This window comes from Ruegeria sp. YTSC106 (assembly GCF_059609765.1).
In genome coordinates this window covers 83,690-100,045 of the sequence record NZ_JBXWMI010000002.1, presented here as the reverse complement: position 1 = coordinate 100,045, position 16,356 = coordinate 83,690, and the positions used below count along the sequence as shown (strand labels likewise).

Here is a 16,356-nt window from a genome sequence, read left to right as displayed (position 1 = left end):
ATTTTGGACGTACTTTCCCTAATCCCCCAATTTGGCAACCTTCTGTGGACGATAGTTGCGTTTGTCATCGCGTTGTCGGTCATCGTCGCGGTGCACGAATACGGACATTACATTGTTGGACGCTGGTCCGGAATCCATGCCGAGGTCTTCTCGATCGGGTTTGGGCCAGTTCTCTGGAGCCGTATCGACAAGCGGGGAACCAAGTGGCAGATCGCGTTGCTGCCGTTTGGGGGCTATGTAAAGTTCCTGGGCGATGCCAATGCCGCATCCGGCAAGGATGAAAAGGCGATGGAAGGCATCGCAACCCAGAGCCCGGAAGAGCTGCGCCGCACCATGCACGGTGCCCCTTTGTGGGCGCGTGCCGCCACGGTCGCGGCCGGGCCTGTCTTCAATTTTGCGATGTCCATTCTGGTGTTTGGCCTGATCTTCTGGTCACAAGGCGTATCGAAAGAGCCGCTGACAGTCGGATCGTTGCAACCCTTGCCGGGCACCGTGCAGGAGCTGAGAGAAGGTGACGTGATCACGGCCATCGCGGGCACTCCAACGCCAGATTATGATGAAGAGGGGGCATGGCAGAACTTCATTGATGCGCTGCCTGTGGAACCGGTTCTGAACTATACGGTGATCCGTGACGGTGAAACCCTGGATGTTCAGGCACCCTGGATGTTTCCGCCACTGATCCGTCAGGTGGCCCCTCGCAGCGCGGCCATGGATATCCAACTGAAACAAGGCGATGTCATCATGTCAGTGAATGGCGAGCCGATCTTTGCCTTCGACCAGCTGAAAGACTTTGTCGAAGGGTCCGACGGTCGGGTTTTGCTGCTGGAGGTCTGGCGGGACGGGTCCGTGCTGGAATTCGCATTGGCACCCCGACGCACGGATGAACCGCAACCGGATGGTGGTTTTGTAACGCATTGGCGGATTGGGATCATTGGGGGCATGATGCTGGAACCGGCGACTGAACCGGCAGGTATTCTAGCTTCACTGACGGGTGGTGTCAGACAAACGGGTCGTATTATCGAAGGATCGCTGTCGGGCATGTGGCACATGGTGACGGGTGCGATTAGTACCTGCAACATCTCGGGACCGATCGGAATTGCTGAAACCTCGGGTGCCATGGCCAGTCAGGGGGCCCAGAACTTCATCTTCTTTATCGCGGTTCTGTCTACAGCGGTCGGATTGTTGAACCTGTTTCCGATCCCGGCACTGGATGGCGGACATCTTGTGTTCTACGCCTATGAGGCCATCGCCGGAAAGCCACCCAGTGACGGGGCCTTGCGGGTGCTCATGGGGGTGGGGATCACTTTTATCCTCACGCTGATGCTGTTCTCAGTGAGCAACGACCTGTTCTGCTGATTGTGGCGCTCAGTGCAAAATTGAGCCGCATTATCGCCTTAATTGGACGGTATTCTCTTTGCGTCTGAGGGAAATGCCATGACCAAAACGCTGAGAAAATCGTATCAGAGCTTTAGCTTCCTGTTCGTGTTGAATTGGGACGTTCTACTGAGCTTTGCGGTTACAGCTTTGGCGATGGCAGGTGCCGCCTATCTGGCGGCTATGTGATTCTTACTGAAACCGACGTCATTAAATTGCTTGGCAGTCTGAACGGCGGCTTTGATTTCGCCTTTTGACAAGCTCATTCAATCCCGTTACTCAGCATTAAAGTCTTAAATTCTGGGTAGAGCATAAAATGACTGACAGGCGAGGGGCGGGCACATCCTGCGGGCAGCAAGTGCCAACAATCAATATTTTGTGGCAGGCGCTAGCGGTTCTTTTCCTTTTTGTTGCAGCGAGCTTAATGACTTTTCCGCATGCAGCACTGGCGCAAAACTATACTATCAATTCGTTTGACGTTCAGGGCAATCGCCGGATTGAAACCGGTACGATCATCGCCCGAACGGGAATCGAACCAGGCCAGAGTGTAACCTCAGGGCAACTCAATGATGCCTATCAGCGTTTGCTTGACAGTGGTGTATTTGAGACAGTCGAACTGACGCCGCGCGGCTCTACGCTGGTCATCGAAGTTCAGGAATACCCGACAATCAACCAGATCAGCATCGAGGGTAACGCCCGTGTCAAAGACGACGTTCTGCTGGACGTAATCGAATCCCAGCCGCGTCGTGTTTTTACCCCGCAGGTGGCTGAAGCTGACGCGGATATAATTGCTGAAGTGTATTCGGCTCAGGGCCGTGTCGCCGCGACCGTGATCCCTCGGATTATCCGCCGTAGTGACAACCGGGTTGATCTGGTCTTTGAGGTGGCAGAAGGCACCACCATTGAAGTGGAACGTGTCAGCTTTGTGGGCAACCGCGCATTTTCGGATCGGCGTTTGCGCCGTGTTCTGGAAACCAAGCAGGCGACATTTCTGCGGACTTTCTTCCGGAACGACACTTTTATCGGCGATCGCATCGAGTTCGATAAGCAGGTCATCCGGGATTTTTACCTGTCACGAGGCTATGTCGACTTCCGTGTGAACAGCGCCAACGTCGAGTTTACCAGCGAACGGGATGCGTTTTTCCTGGTGATGAATGTAACCGAAGGTCAGAAATTCTCATTCGGTAAAATCACGACCGTCAGCGAAATACCGGGCGTGGATCCAGCACCTTATCAGGACTCGCTGAAAATCAAGCCCGGCGTAACCTATACACCGTCGCTGGTTGAAAATTCCATTACACGCCAGGAACGTCTGGGTCTGAAACAAGGTGTGGATTTCCTGCGGGTGGAGCCGCGTGTCAAACGCAATGATCGTGACCTGACTCTGGATATCGAGTTTGTCCTGACAAAAGGCCCGCGTATCTTTGTTGAGCGGATCGATATAGAAGGCAACACTACCACCCTGGATCGCGTGATCCGTCGTCAGTTTGACACCGTCGAAGGTGACCCGTTCAATCCACGCGAAATCCGTCAGGCGGCTGAGCGTATCAATGCCCTGGGTTTCTTCGCTGTCGCGGAAGTCGAACCGCGCGAAGGATCGTCGCCCAGTCAGGTCATTCTGGATGTGGACGTTGAAGAACAACCCACAGGCTCGCTGAGCCTTGGAGGCAGCTACTCGGTTACGGACGGTTTCGGGATTGCAATTGGTCTGAACGAATCCAACTTCCTGGGCCGTGGCCAGAACCTCGGTGTCTCGATCTCTACCGCGCAGGACTCGGAGGAATACACAATCAACTTTACCGAGCCCTACCTGCTGGGCCGCAAGCTGCGATTTGATCTTGGTCTGGGTTTGTCAGGCACCAATTCCGGGTTTGCGAGTTACGACACAAGCAGTCTTTTCTTTGCACCTCAGCTGACCTACGCGATTGGTGAATTGTCGGCTCTGCGGGTCCGCTATGGCTGGGACCGCAGCGAGATGACGCAGCAGGACAACGAAACTAACGGTGCAGTGATTGCTTCTGAAATTGCGCAGGGCAAGCGGACGTCCAGTTCTTTGGGTCTGTCCTACATTTACGACAGCCGTCTCGGCGGCCTGGACCCGAATTCCGGTGTATTGTTCGAAGTTGGTGTTGATGCCGCTGGTCTTGGTGGGGACAACAAGTTCTTCAAGACCACGGCGCGCGGTATCGCGCAAACCCGTGTCTGGAATGAAGAGGTGGTGCTTCGGGCTACGATGGAGCTGGGCGCCTTGCATTGGCGCGGCAACGATTTCAGCCGGACTGTGGACCGGTTTGTCCTTGGTCCCAACACCTTCCGTGGTTTCGAACCTGCGGGTATCGGACCACGTGACCTGTCCAACGGTCAGGATGACGCGATCGGGGGCAACTACTATTGGGTTGCCCGTTTCGAAACCGACTTCCCGCTGGGTCTGCCCGAGGAACTGGGTTTGCGGGGTGGCTTGTTCTATGATGTTGGTAACCTCTACAACATCGACAACGTGAACACGGCAGGTGCAACTATTGTCGGCGCAAATGGTTCGATCCGCCACGTGATCGGCATTTCGGTTCTGTGGGAAACCCCGTTTGGACCGTTGCAGTTCAACTTCTCGCAGCCTCTGAAGAAAGAGTCTTTCGACAAGGAACAGAACTTTGATTTCACGATCCAAGCCCGGTTCTGATCCGCGATGCTGAACAGATTGCTTAGCAGAACACGGGGCCCGCTTTGGGCCCTGTGTGCATTTATGACGATGGTCTCGGCGCCTTTGGCAAATGCACAGCAGCTTGGTGTGCCGCAAGCCAGTGTGGTTACCCTGTCCAGTGAAGAGTTGTTTGCCAAGTCAGCCTTTGGACAACGGGTTTTGCGCGAAATTGAAAAGGAAAGCGCCCTACTGGCCGAAGAAAACCAACGGATTGTCGCGGAACTGAGCAGCGAAGAAAAGGAACTCACCGAGCAGCGCGCCACCATGTCGGCCGACGAGTTCCGCCCCTTTGCCGAGGCGTTTGATCTTAAGGTTCAGTCCCATCGCGAGGGGCAAAGGGCAAAGCTGGACGTTCTGGCCCGTCGCAGCGAAGAAGCCCAACAAACATTTTTCGAGATTGTGCGCCCGGTGCTGGTCGATCTGTTGCGCGAAATTGGGGCCAGCGTGATGATTGAACGATCCAATGTCGTTGTCAGCACATCCGACATCACCGAGGCCGCAATCATCCGAATAGATGCGGTAATTGGTGATGGAAGCGATGTGCAAGAAGGGAAGGGCGAATAGGTTCGCTTGCCCTTGGGGTGGTGTATTGCTAACCACGCAAAAAAGAAACATCCAAAACGGGATTTCTGCATAATGAGCACTGAAACCAAAAGCGCAGACATTCAGCTGATCCAAAGGATCCTGCCGCACCGCTATCCGTTTTTGCTGGTTGATAAAGTGGTAGATATTTCGGGCTATCAGTCGGCACGTGGAATCAAGAATGTCACCATGAATGAACCGCATTTTCAGGGGCATTTCCCGGGTACGCCGATCATGCCGGGCGTCACGATTGTTGAGGCAATGGCACAGACCGCCGGCGTGATGCTGGGCGTGGGAATGGACGTCATTGATACCGAGCTGTTGATTTACTTCATGAGCATCGACAAGTGCAAATTCCGCCGCAAGGTTGTGCCCGGTGATGTGCTGGAAATGCATGTGGAAACCGTACGCGGGAAAAAAGGCGGTAAGCTGTTCAAGTTCAGCGGCCGTGCCACCGTCGAAGGGGACGTGGCCGCCGAGGCGGAATTCTCGGCCTATGTCGACTGGGATATGGAAAAAACAACATGAACGGAGTCCATCCCAGCGCAATTATCGAAGACGGTGCGCAGATTGGACAGGATTGCATCATCGGTCCATTCTGCCATGTGGGCGCACAGGTGAAACTGGCGGGTCGGGTCGAGTTGAAATCGCACGTGGTCGTGACGGGTGACACCTCGATTGGCGAAGATACCGTTGTGTTCAATTTCTCGGTGATTGGTGAGATCCCTCAGGATCTGAAATTCAGTGGCGAAAACACCCGTCTTGAGATTGGCAAACGCAACCGCATTCGCGAGCATGTGACAATCAATACCGGAACCGAAGGTGGCGGAGGTGTTACGCGGATCGGCGACGACTGCCTGTTTATGGCGGGTGTTCACGTGGCCCATGACGTTCAGATCGGCAACCGTGTGATCATGGTCAACCATTCAGGTGCGGCGGGGCACTGTATCGTCGAAGACGACGTGATTATCGGCGGCATTTCGGGGCTGCATCAATGGGTGCGCGTTGGACGCGGGGCCATTATTGGCGCGCTGACCATGGTGCCCAAGGATGTTATTCCTTATGGCCTGGTACAGGCGTCGAGGGGTGAACTGGATGGCTTGAACCTCGTCGGTCTCAAGCGCAAGGGTGTATCACGCGAAGATATCTCGGCGCTGCGCGCGGCCTTCAAGGAACTATCTGACGGCGAAGGTACCTTTATGGATCGTGCCAGCCGGATCGGTGAAGGTAACGAAAGCGACTATGTGCAGCAGATCGTTGATTTCGTCACCGGCCATAGTGATCGGTCCTTCCTGACCCCGAGAAAGTAGGATCATGCTTGCGTTGATTGCGGGAACCGGGGCGCTGCCCACCGAAGTTGTTGCCCAGTTGGCAGAACGTCCCCTGATCTGCGCGATGGAGGGGTTTCTGCCGGACACCCTGAGCGCGGATGTCGTGTTTCCTCTGGAACAGTTGGGCAGCTTCATCGCCGACCTGAAGGCGCGGGGCGTGACTGATATCTGTCTGGCCGGCGCTGTTCGGCGCCCGCCAATCGACCCCTCTCGCATCGATGCCGCGACACTGCCGCTGGCTCCGATCATCCAAAAGGCCATCCTGTCCGGGGATGACGGAGCTTTGCGCGCCATGATCGGAATTCTTGAGGGGGCCGGTCTCAACCTCAGGGCCGCGCATGAAATCGCGCCCGGTTTGTTGCCGCCGGTGGGGTGCCTGACCGAAGCGCATCCCTCGGACGCCGACATGGCCGACGCTGACCGTGCAGCGGGTATTCTTCGGGCAATGGGGGCGGCGGATACGGGGCAGGCCTGCGCCATATCCAAAGGGCAGGCGCTGGCTATCGAGGGGATATTCGGCACTGCGTGGATGCTGCAATCCCTGACGCAACGCCCCGACGCAGGCGGGGGCATTCTTTTCAAAGGTCCCAAACCCGATCAGGATCGGCGCGCTGATTTGCCCGCCATAGGACCGGATACCGTCACCGATGCGGTTGCGGCAGGATTGTCCGGGATCGTATTGGAAAAAGGCGGTGTACTCGTTCTGGAAAAAGAACGTGTCATCGCTGAATGCAATCGCCTGGGTCTGTTCCTGTACATCCGCGAGCGGGCGGTCTGATGCGTGTCTTTCTGGTCGCTGGTGAACCTTCGGGTGACCGGCTGGGCGGAGCGCTGATGGAGGGGTTGAAAACCCTGGTGCCTGATGTTGAATTCGACGGGGTCGGTGGCCCGTTGATGCAAGCGCAGGGTCTGAGCAGCCGGTTTCCCATGTCCGAACTTACGGTCATGGGGCTTGTTGAAGTTCTGCCGAAGTTTTTCCACCTGAAACGGCGTATTTCCGAGACAGCACAGGCGGTGCTGGACACGAAACCGGATGTATTGATCACGATAGACAGCCCTGATTTCAGCTTGCGCGTCGCCAAGATCGTCAAAGCCAACAGCAATATCCGAACCGTCCATTATGTTGCCCCCAGCGTCTGGGCCTGGCGACCCGGGCGTGCTGACAAGATGGCAAAGGTCATCGACCATGTGCTGGCGCTTCTTCCTTTCGAGCCTCCATACATGGAACAGGCAGGGATGGACTGCGACTTTGTCGGCCATCCTGTGGCCAGCGAGCCGATTGCCACACCAGACGAGATCGCGGCCTTTCGGAACCGCTTCGATCTGGCAGACGCGCCAATCCTCCTGGCTTTGCCTGGTTCGCGGCGGAGTGAGATCGAACGTCTGGCAGAGTCTTTCGGCGGCGCATTGCGGTTGTTCATCGATGACCACCCGAATTACCGCGTGGTGATCCCGACGGTAGGTTCGACAACCGATCTGATAAATGAATTGGTGCGAGAATGGCCCGGCGCCCCCGTGGTGCTGGACCCTCGCAATGTAGGCGCAGAGCAAGCCACAGCCGACAAACGTGCAGCCTTTGGTGTCGCAGATCTTGCACTTGCTGCATCGGGAACGGTTTCGCTGGAACTTGCGGCGCAGAATACGCCGATGGTCATTGCGTACAAACTCAACTGGCTGACGCAGAAGGTGGCGGAACGGATGGTCAAACTGGACAGTGTTACTCTGGTCAATCTGGTATCGGACACGCGCGCCGTGCCGGAATGCCTGCTGGATAATTGTCAGCCTGAAAAGATCGCCGAAGCCTTGCGTGAGGTGGCCGGCGCACCCGACGCGCAACAGCACGCCATGAACCTGACCATGGATCGGTTGGGGCGAGGGGGAGAAGCACCTGGTTTGCGCGCGGCGCGGGCTGTTCTGAACAGAATGCAGCCAGAAAATGCTTGATCACGCGCTGTTCGCCGTTTCGGCCGGGATCGCAGTGATTTCCACCAATCTTGACAATCTGGCTGTCTTGTTGGGCTTGATCCTGGTGATGGAACAGCGCCGCGCGCTCGTGGGCTTTGCGGTCGCTCAGACAATTGTACTTTCCCTGGCCATGACCGTGGCTGTGGGCCTGAACCAAAGCGGTCTTCCGTTTTGGATCGGCTACCTTGGCCTTGTCCCATTGGTGTTTGGTTTGCGCGGTATCTGGCGGCAATTTCGCAACGCGGAAACTGAAAACACAGAGTCAAAAGGGGCTGTGACCTCAGTGGTGACGCTGTTTCTGAGCCTCTCGATAGACAGTTTCGCGGTTATGACCCCTCTGCTGGCGGACTCGGCGCCTTCTTATCGTGTCGTTGCGTTGGTTGGCGCTGTCACTGCGGCCGCGGGTCTGGTCGTAGTAGCGGCATGGGGGGCACCCTACGCCAAAAGCCTTGGACCTCGCGTTGCCCGTTTGGATCGGATCGCTCCATATATCATGGTCTGCGTCGGGCTCTATATTCTCTTCAACTCTCCCACGGACATGCTGTGACCGCACCGAGAGAGCACTTTATCTCGCACATGTGATCTCTATTCGGCTGTTGCAGTGATGCAGGTCCGAGGTATCGTCACCCGAAAAAGGAGCTTTCGACATGACCCGCATTCCCCCTTTGTCGGATCAGGAAATGACAGTCGACGCGCGCGCGTCCCACGCAACATTGGGCGCGTATGGTCCGTTTGACAACTGGGCCCGCGTTGCGGCGTATTGCCCTCCGGTTCTGAACCATGTCACGGGAATGCTGACAACCCTGCGAGAGCAGGAGAACCTGCCGCGCCGTGCGTTGGAGCTGGCTATGGTGACGGTTTCGAAACTGAATGCCTGCGATTATTGCGTCTCGCATCACACACCGCTGCTGACGGTGGCGGGTCTCAGCCCCGAAGGTGCGGCGCGTCTGCCAGACGTCGCAAATCATTCGGAACTCGATGCCTGTGACAAGGCGGTCGTTCGCTATGCCGAAGCCGTGACGATCCGGTCGGGCCGTATGCGGGACGCTGAAGTGGCGGATCTGAGGGAATGGTTCACGGATGCTCAGATCGTCGAGCTGACCTGGCGCATCGCCTTGTGCGGTGCGTTCAATCGGTTCAACGATGCATTGCAGATTCAGATCGAATCCGAGGTCAAACCGGTTTCAGCTTAATACCCACGCCAGATCCAGCCGCCGCCGAATACGCGGCTGTCTTCACTTGCGTAAAACACACAGGCCTGCCCTGGCGAGATGCCTTCCTCGGGGGTCAGCAGTTCGACCTCGGCCGTTGTGTCCGACAGCGGCCGAAGGATTGCCTCGCGCGGCGGGCGGGTCGAGCGGACTTTGACGGATAGGTGCCATTCATCGCGTGACGTGAAGGGTTCGTCGCCCAGCCAGTTGATCTCGCGCACCGGAACGACGCGCGTTGCCAGCATCTCTTTCGGGCCCACTACGACCTGCTTTTTGTCAACGTCCAGTTTGACGACGTAAAGCGGCTCGCTGAGGCCGCCGATGCCAAGACCTCGACGTTGCCCGATCGTATAGTGGATTACACCGTTGTGCTGCGCCAGAACGCGGCCATCCGCGTGAACGATCTCGCCGGGTTCCGCGGCTCCGGGGCGTAGTTTTTCGATGACGCTGGCATAGTTGCCGTCGGGCACGAAGCAAATATCCTGACTGTCAGGCTTGTCTGCTACAGACAGCCCATATTGTGCAGCCATTTCACGGGTTGCATCTTTTGACGGCAGGTGGCCCAGCGGGAAGCGCAGGAAGTTCAGTTGCTCCGGCGTGGTCGAGAACAGGAAATAGGACTGATCGCGATTGGCGTCTTCGGCGCTATGCAGTTCCGGACCGTTGGCGCCCATCTTGCGCTGAATGTAGTGGCCGGTGGCCATGCAGTCTGCTTCAAGATCCTTGGCGGTTTCCAGAAGATCCTTGAATTTCACCCGCTCGTTGCAGCGGATGCAGGGAACTGGCGTTGCACCTGCCAAATAACTGTCGGCGAACTCGTCGATCACGGCATCCTTGAAGATGTTCTCGTAATCCAGAACGTAATGTGGAAATCCACGCTCTTCCGCCACGCGGCGCGCATCATGGATATCGATTCCTGCGCAACAGGCACCTTTCTTGGCCAACGCCGCGCCGTGGTCATAAAGCTGCAACGTCACACCGACCACATCATAGCCCTGATCGGCCAGATAGGCCGCGACAACGGAACTGTCGACGCCCCCCGACATCGCCACAACGACCCGCGTCTCCGAGGGCGGTTTGGCAAAGCCAAGCGAGTTCAGCGGGGTCTCGGTATCGAGGGCCATTGCAGTTTCCAGTCCGAGTTAAGAAAGACCGGCAGAATATAAGAAAATTCTACACACTCTCAAGGGGCGGTTTCACGCGACCTTAAGTAGGCTGGTGTCAGCTTTGGTGCAGCAAGAAGGGTAAAGCGATGTATTTGCACAAAGTTGAAGGGCCAAGGTCTGTTGCTCTGCCGGATGGATCTATTTTGACGCATGCCGATCTGCCGCCCGCAAACACAAGGCGATGGGTGGCGTCACGCAAGATTCTTGTCGTGCGTGGAGTACTTTACGGTTTGATCAGCCTGTCGGAAGCAAAAAGGAAATACGGCATCAGCGACGAAGAGTTCAACGGTTGGGTGTCGTTGGTCGCAGAGCACGGCGTTGAGGCATTGAAAGCGACGGCGCTAAAAAAGTATCGACAACCTAAAGGCGAGTGTGAATAAATAATTCAACGGCAACGTCAGATTAACCATTCTTGGTCAGGTTTAATTTTAATTGGAATTATTGACCCGAATTGGAGCAGTGAAAAATGCGCATACTTCTTGTCGAGGATGATCCGACCACGTCCAAAAGCATCGAACTGATGCTGACGCATGCGAACCTGAACGTCTACGCGACGGATCTTGGCGAAGAAGGAATCGATCTGGCGAAACTCTATGATTACGACCTGATCTTGCTGGATCTGAACCTGCCGGACATGAACGGGCATGAGGTTCTGCGCCAATTGCGGATCGCCAGGGTGGAAACGCCGATTCTGATTCTGTCCGGTGCTGATGATACTGAAAGCAAGATCAAAGGCTTTGGATTTGGTGCGGATGATTATCTGACCAAACCCTTCCATCGCGAAGAACTTGTGGCGCGCATTCATGCCATTATCCGCCGTTCCAAAGGGCATTCGCAATCGATCATTCACACAGGGCGTGTAGCAGTGAATCTTGATGCCAAAACCGTCGAAGTGGATGGTAAGACTGTGCATTTGACCGGCAAGGAATACCAGATGCTCGAGTTGCTCAGCCTGCGTAAAGGGACGACTCTGACGAAGGAAATGTTTCTGAATCACCTCTATGGCGGCATGGATGAACCCGAACTGAAAATCATTGACGTATTCATCTGCAAGCTGCGCAAAAAGCTAAGCAATGCAACCGGAGGAGAGAACTACATCGAAACCGTTTGGGGCCGCGGTTATGTGCTGCGAGATCCGCAAAACAACTCGCTGGACGAAACACGGATGGCAGTCGGTCTCTGATTTGAAACACCAGTGCCGCCGGTGGTCCAGGGCGGCACATTGCACTCACGGCTCAGCACGTCTGGACCTGGCCATGGCCTCGCCCTATCACTGAGGTCCAAGTACGCGTGACAGGGCGAGGCCATGAGCAACTTAACTTCCATATCCGAGCTGACAGAAGATGAGGCACGTGCCGAGCTTGCACGTCTGGCCGAACTGTTGTCGAAAGCAAATACGCTGTATCACACGGCTGACGCGCCTGACATGTCGGATGCGGAGTATGATGCTCTCAAGCGTCGCAATGCTGAAATAGAAGCGCGCTTCCCCTATCTCAAGCGTTCCGACAGCCCGACGGATCAAGTGGGTGCAAAGCCTGCTGACGGTTTTTCGAAGGTGACGCACGCCGTACGCATGATGTCGCTGGGCAATGCTTTCGATGATGAGGACGTTGCAGATTTCGACAGATCGATCCGGAAATATCTGGGCCTTGGCTTCGGGGAAAGCCTTGCCTACACAGCCGAACCTAAGATTGATGGCCTGTCTCTGTCATTGCGTTACGAAAAAGGACAGCTTGTTCAGGCCGCGACGCGTGGAGATGGTGAAGTCGGTGAAAATGTAACGGCCAATGCCCGCACGGTCTCCGATATCCCGCAGCACTTGCAAAACGCACCCGAGGTTCTGGAAGTCAGGGGTGAGGTTTACATGTCTCATCCGGATTTCGAGGCGTTGAACGCGCGGCAAGCAGAGCGCGGTGGCAAACCCTTTGCCAATCCGCGCAACTCGGCGGCGGGGTCTTTGCGACAACTGGATTCGGAAATCACGCGCTCGCGCCCGTTGCGTTTTTTCGCTTATGCCTGGGGAGAGGTTTCGCAACCATTGGCCGACTCGCAGATGGGGGCGATCGAGCGGCTTAAATCACTTGGGTTTTCGACGAATCCGCTGACCCGTCTGTGCGCAACGACGCACGAGATATTGGAGCATTATCGCAATATTGAAGCCCAACGTTCCACCTTGGGCTATGACATTGATGGGGTTGTCTACAAGGTGAATGATCTGTCGCTTCAGGCGCGTTTGGGGTTTCGCTCAACCACACCGCGATGGGCGATTGCACACAAATTTCCAGCCGAACTGGCATGGACACGGTTGGAGGCGATCGACATTCAGGTCGGTCGCACAGGCGCGCTTAGCCCGGTCGCACGGTTGCATCCAGTGACGGTGGGCGGTGTTGTTGTTTCCAACGCCACTTTGCACAACGAAGACTATATCGCGGGACGCGATGCCAAGGGCGGCACGATCCGCGATGGCAAGGATATTCGTGTCGGTGACTGGGTTCAGGTTTATCGCGCCGGGGACGTGATTCCGAAGCTGTCTGATGTTGATTTGTCCAAGCGTCCACCTGGTTCGCAAACCTTTGCCTTTCCAACGCGCTGTCCGGAATGTCATAGCGAGGCGATCCGCGAAGAAGGCGACGCAGTCCGCCGCTGCACCGGTGGCTTGATTTGCCCCGCGCAGGCCGTTGAAAAACTGAAGCATTTCGTCTCGCGCAAAGCGTTTGATATTGAAGGCCTTGGCGTGAAACAGATCGAGATGTTCTATGAAGATCCGATCCTTCCGATTAAAACTCCGACGGATATCTTTACATTGGAACAGCGTGACAAGGGCAATTTGGCTCAGCTGAAGAACCGGGATGGGTGGGGGGAAACCTCAGCCAGAAATCTGTTCGCCGCGATCGACGAAAAGCGAACCATTCCGTTTGCGCGCCTGTTGTTCGCTTTGGGTATCCGACATGTGGGTGAAGTCGGAGCGCGTGATCTGGCGCTTTATTACCGCGATTGGGAGACCCTGACACAAGCCCTGGACGCCGCGCACCCGGCAGCTCTGGCTCAACGGCAAGCGGATGAGGCGGAAGATGCCGAACGGGCGGCCGCGCTGGCAGAAGGTCGTCGGGCGCGCGTCAAGGAAGCGCGGGATGCGGCCATCACCGCGGCGTGTGTTACGCCGGATGCCAATGCCGCCTGGGCGGAATTGATCGGAATCGATGGGATTGGTGCAACACTTGGTCTGTCTCTGTCCGATGCGTTTTCGAACGTGGAAGAAAGACGCGCCTTCGATACATTGCGCAAGGAATTGACAATAATCGCACCTGATGCACCGGCATCAGACAGCCCAGTGGCAGGCAAGACGGTTGTGTTCACCGGGACGCTGGAAAAGATGACGCGCGCCGAAGCCAAGGCGCGGGCCGAGGCGTTGGGTGCGAAGGTGTCAGGTTCCGTCAGCAAGAAAACCGATATTCTGGTCGCCGGTCCCGGTGCGGGTTCGAAAGCCAAGAAAGCGGCAGAGCTGGGTATCGAAACCCTGGATGAGGATGGCTGGTTGCAGCTGATCGAAGGCGCATGAGCGGGAGGCCGGAACAGCTGTTCCCGCTGTTTGCGGAGCTGGAAACACTCGACGGCGTTGGCCCCAAAACCGCGCAAGCCCTGGAACAGGCCGGTATTGAGAGCCCACGCGACGTTCTGTTCGGCCTGCCCTATGCCGTTGTCGATCGACGCCGGCGAGAGACGATTCAGGGCGTCGATCTGCCCGCCACGTTGACCGTCGAAGTGACGGTCGGTCCACACAGGCCGCCTCGAAACAAGGGTGGGGCATACCGCATTCATGTCGAAGACAGTCAGTCTGATTTTCAGTTGGTTTTCTTTCACGCGCGCGGGGACTTTCTGAAGAAAGTGCTGCCTCAGGGTTCGCGCCGTGTGGTTTCGGGCAAGCTGGAGCTGTTCGATGGCATGGCTCAGATGGTGCATCCGGATCATATGTTGCCCGTCGAGCAAGCCAGTGAGATCCCAGAGTTCGAACCGGTTTACCATCTGACACAGGGGCTGACCCAAAAGACGGCGCTCAAGGCCAGCCGCAGTGCTCTGGCGCGGGCGCCGGAGCTGGCGGAATGGATCGACCCTGCGCAGATGGCACAGCAAAACTGGCCGGATTGGATCTCTGCAATTCGTGCTGGTCACAATCCTCAAGGGGCTGATGATGTCTCACTGTTTGCGCCCGCACGTCAGCGTCTGGCCTATGACGAGCTGTTCGCGCATCAGATGACGCTGGCTATGGCGCGTCAGCGAGAGCGGAAATCCCGTGGCGTCGTCAGCGTAGGGACAGGCGCGTTGCAATCCACGGTCTTGGCCAGTCTTCCTTATCGTCCGACCAGCGCGCAAAGCCGCGCGATCGAGGAAATCGCGGCCGATATGGCATCAGACGCCCGCATGAACCGATTGTTGCAGGGTGACGTGGGGGCCGGCAAGACGTTGGTGGCTTTCATGGCCCTTCTGATTGCAGTCGAGGCCGGAGGGCAGGGTGTGATGATGGCCCCGACCGAGATCCTCGCGCGACAGCATCTTGAAGGGTTACGCCCGCTGGCGGAAGAGGCGGGAGTGGTGCTGGAACTGCTCACCGGGCGAGACAAGGGCGCAGAGCGGCGCGCCAAGCTTGAGGCTTTGAAAAATGGCAACATTCAAATTCTGGTCGGCACCCATGCCGTGTTTCAGAGTGATGTTGAATTCAAAGCGCTGCGATTGGCTATCGTTGACGAACAGCACCGGTTTGGTGTGCGCCAGAGGATGGAATTGTCGGAAAAAGGGCAGGGTGCGGACGTATTGGTGATGACTGCCACACCTATTCCACGCAGTCTGGCGCTGGCCCAATATGGCGACATGGACGTCTCTGTGCTGGACGAAAAGCCGCCGGGGCGCAAACCTATCAAGACAGCGATTGTCAGCACGGAGCGCATGGATGAGGTCGTATCCCATCTGCGTCGCGCGATTGAAGAGGGGCGGCAGTGCTATTGGGTCTGCCCTTTGGTCGATGAATCCGAGGTTTCGGACCTGACGGCTGCTGAAGAACGATTCAAGCACTTGCGTGCTATATTGGGCGAAGGTGTGGTCGGGCTGGTTCATGGGCAGATGCCGGCGGCCGAAAAAGACGCGGCAATGTCTGCATTCCAGAATGGGGCCACCAAGGTTCTTGTGGCCACGACCGTCATTGAAGTAGGGGTCAACGTGCCCAATGCCACGATCATGGTCATTGAACGGGCCGAGATATTTGGTCTGGCCCAACTACATCAACTGCGCGGTCGCGTGGGGCGTGGTGACGCGGAATCGACATGTTTGCTGATGTACCAACCGCCGCTCAGCGAGGGGGGACGTAAGCGGTTGGAGGTTCTTCGTGAGACTGAAGACGGGTTTCGTATCTCTGAAACCGATCTGGAAATGCGTGGTGCGGGGGATCTGATCGGAACCGCACAGTCCGGTCTGCCCAAGTTCCGCATTGCTGATCTTGAGCGTCAGGCCGGATTGATGGCTGTAGCCCAATCCGATGCCCGGGCGTTGCTGAATGCGGATCCCGAGCTGACCTCAGACCGGGGCCGCGCGGCGCGTATGCTTTTGTGGCTGATGAAGCAGGATCAGGCGATCCGTTTGATTTCAGTAGGTTAGGCAAAAAGTTCCAAAAAGTTCACAAATGTTCTCAAAAAGTTCTTTACCGACTCGGGCAAATATGAGAACAAAAGGTCAACAAAGGATTAAAACTCTGACCGGAGGTTACCCTATGCTGACCCAGATCAAGACTGTATTCAGCCGCTCGCAATCGACTATCCTGCAGGATGCAGTGGGCGTGATGTCTCTGGTCGTGATCCTGATGGTCGCCCTGCACCTTCCGGTTGGATTCTAAGCCTTTCTGCCTGCGATCTCGTGCCAAAATAACCGCGCTGTCATCCCCATTTCAGTCAAGGGTGACCTGCCTGTCCCAAACCCCTTGAGGGGCCATGCCTCGGCCCCGTGCGGTAATCCGGACCCCACGCGAGACACGCAATGCCTGC

16 protein-coding genes are annotated in these 16,356 nt (G+C 56.6%); 15 read left to right on the top strand and 1 reads right to left on the bottom strand.

Annotated elements, in window-relative coordinates; all coding sequences use genetic code 11:
• Positions 1–3 precede the first annotated feature (3 nt).
• The 10 genes from rseP (at position 4) to AC2FEB_RS02675 (ending at position 9,143) form a co-directional block, all read left to right on the top strand.
• Complete coding sequence (gene rseP / locus AC2FEB_RS02720) at positions 4–1,356, top strand: RIP metalloprotease RseP (protein WP_117872761.1); 1,353 nt, start codon at positions 4–6, stop codon at positions 1,354–1,356.
• A gap of 78 nt (positions 1,357–1,434) precedes the next feature.
• The gene (locus AC2FEB_RS02715) at positions 1,435–1,563 is read left to right on the top strand and encodes a hypothetical protein (protein WP_256369664.1); all 129 of its coding nucleotides are present in this window, start codon (positions 1,435–1,437) and stop codon (positions 1,561–1,563) included.
• Between the two features lie 235 nt (positions 1,564–1,798).
• A complete protein-coding gene (gene bamA / locus AC2FEB_RS02710; protein ID WP_496673085.1) occupies positions 1,799–4,051 on the top strand; it encodes an outer membrane protein assembly factor BamA in 2,253 nt (750 codons plus the stop codon).
• Positions 4,052–4,114: 63 nt separating this feature from the next.
• The gene (locus tag AC2FEB_RS02705) at positions 4,115–4,636 is read left to right on the top strand and encodes an OmpH/Skp family outer membrane protein (RefSeq protein WP_496673088.1); all 522 of its coding nucleotides are present in this window, start codon (positions 4,115–4,117) and stop codon (positions 4,634–4,636) included.
• Positions 4,637–4,708: 72 nt separating this feature from the next.
• A complete protein-coding gene (gene fabZ / locus AC2FEB_RS02700) occupies positions 4,709–5,182 on the top strand; it encodes a 3-hydroxyacyl-ACP dehydratase FabZ (RefSeq protein WP_117869011.1) in 474 nt (157 codons plus the stop codon).
• The gene (gene lpxA, locus AC2FEB_RS02695) at positions 5,179–5,964 is read left to right on the top strand and encodes an acyl-ACP--UDP-N-acetylglucosamine O-acyltransferase (protein WP_496673091.1); all 786 of its coding nucleotides are present in this window, start codon (positions 5,179–5,181) and stop codon (positions 5,962–5,964) included. Before fabZ ends, lpxA begins: the two co-directional genes overlap by 4 nt.
• Positions 5,965–5,968: 4 nt before the next feature.
• Positions 5,969–6,763 carry an LpxI family protein gene (locus AC2FEB_RS02690; RefSeq protein WP_496883831.1) on the top strand — a complete coding sequence of 265 codons (795 nt, stop codon included), beginning with the start codon at positions 5,969–5,971 and terminating at the stop codon, positions 6,761–6,763.
• On the top strand, positions 6,763–7,929 hold the full coding sequence (lpxB, locus tag AC2FEB_RS02685; RefSeq protein WP_496673097.1) for a lipid-A-disaccharide synthase: 1,167 nt from the start codon (positions 6,763–6,765) through the stop codon (positions 7,927–7,929). The genes AC2FEB_RS02690 and lpxB overlap by 1 nt, the downstream gene beginning before the upstream one ends.
• The gene (locus tag AC2FEB_RS02680; RefSeq protein ID WP_496673100.1) at positions 7,922–8,497 is read left to right on the top strand and encodes a hypothetical protein; all 576 of its coding nucleotides are present in this window, start codon (positions 7,922–7,924) and stop codon (positions 8,495–8,497) included. Before lpxB ends, AC2FEB_RS02680 begins: the two co-directional genes overlap by 8 nt.
• A 100-nt stretch (positions 8,498–8,597) precedes the next feature.
• The gene (locus AC2FEB_RS02675) at positions 8,598–9,143 is read left to right on the top strand and encodes a carboxymuconolactone decarboxylase family protein (RefSeq protein ID WP_496673103.1); all 546 of its coding nucleotides are present in this window, start codon (positions 8,598–8,600) and stop codon (positions 9,141–9,143) included.
• Here the strand turns inward: AC2FEB_RS02675 and mnmA are convergent.
• On the bottom strand, positions 9,140–10,285 hold the full coding sequence (gene mnmA / locus AC2FEB_RS02670) for a tRNA 2-thiouridine(34) synthase MnmA (RefSeq protein WP_117869005.1): 1,146 nt from the start codon (positions 10,283–10,285) through the stop codon (positions 9,140–9,142). The genes AC2FEB_RS02675 and mnmA overlap by 4 nt on opposite strands.
• A 128-nt stretch (positions 10,286–10,413) precedes the next feature.
• Between mnmA and sciP the strand changes: the two genes are divergently transcribed.
• From sciP to AC2FEB_RS02645, 5 genes are all read left to right on the top strand, one after another.
• Positions 10,414–10,707: a CtrA inhibitor SciP gene (gene sciP / locus AC2FEB_RS02665; protein ID WP_299896950.1), complete on the top strand. Its 294-nt coding sequence runs from the start codon at positions 10,414–10,416 to the stop codon at positions 10,705–10,707.
• An 86-nt stretch (positions 10,708–10,793) separates the two neighbouring features.
• Positions 10,794–11,510: a response regulator transcription factor CtrA gene (ctrA, locus tag AC2FEB_RS02660; protein WP_117869003.1), complete on the top strand. Its 717-nt coding sequence runs from the start codon at positions 10,794–10,796 to the stop codon at positions 11,508–11,510.
• Positions 11,511–11,633: 123 nt separating this feature from the next.
• Complete coding sequence (gene ligA / locus AC2FEB_RS02655; RefSeq protein WP_496673107.1) at positions 11,634–13,886, top strand: NAD-dependent DNA ligase LigA; 2,253 nt, start codon at positions 11,634–11,636, stop codon at positions 13,884–13,886.
• Complete coding sequence (gene recG / locus AC2FEB_RS02650; protein WP_496673110.1) at positions 13,883–15,973, top strand: ATP-dependent DNA helicase RecG; 2,091 nt, start codon at positions 13,883–13,885, stop codon at positions 15,971–15,973. The genes ligA and recG overlap by 4 nt, the downstream gene beginning before the upstream one ends.
• A 112-nt stretch (positions 15,974–16,085) precedes the next feature.
• A complete protein-coding gene (locus tag AC2FEB_RS02645) occupies positions 16,086–16,208 on the top strand; it encodes a hypothetical protein (protein ID WP_256367496.1) in 123 nt (40 codons plus the stop codon).
• Positions 16,209–16,356: the final 148 nt, after the last annotated feature.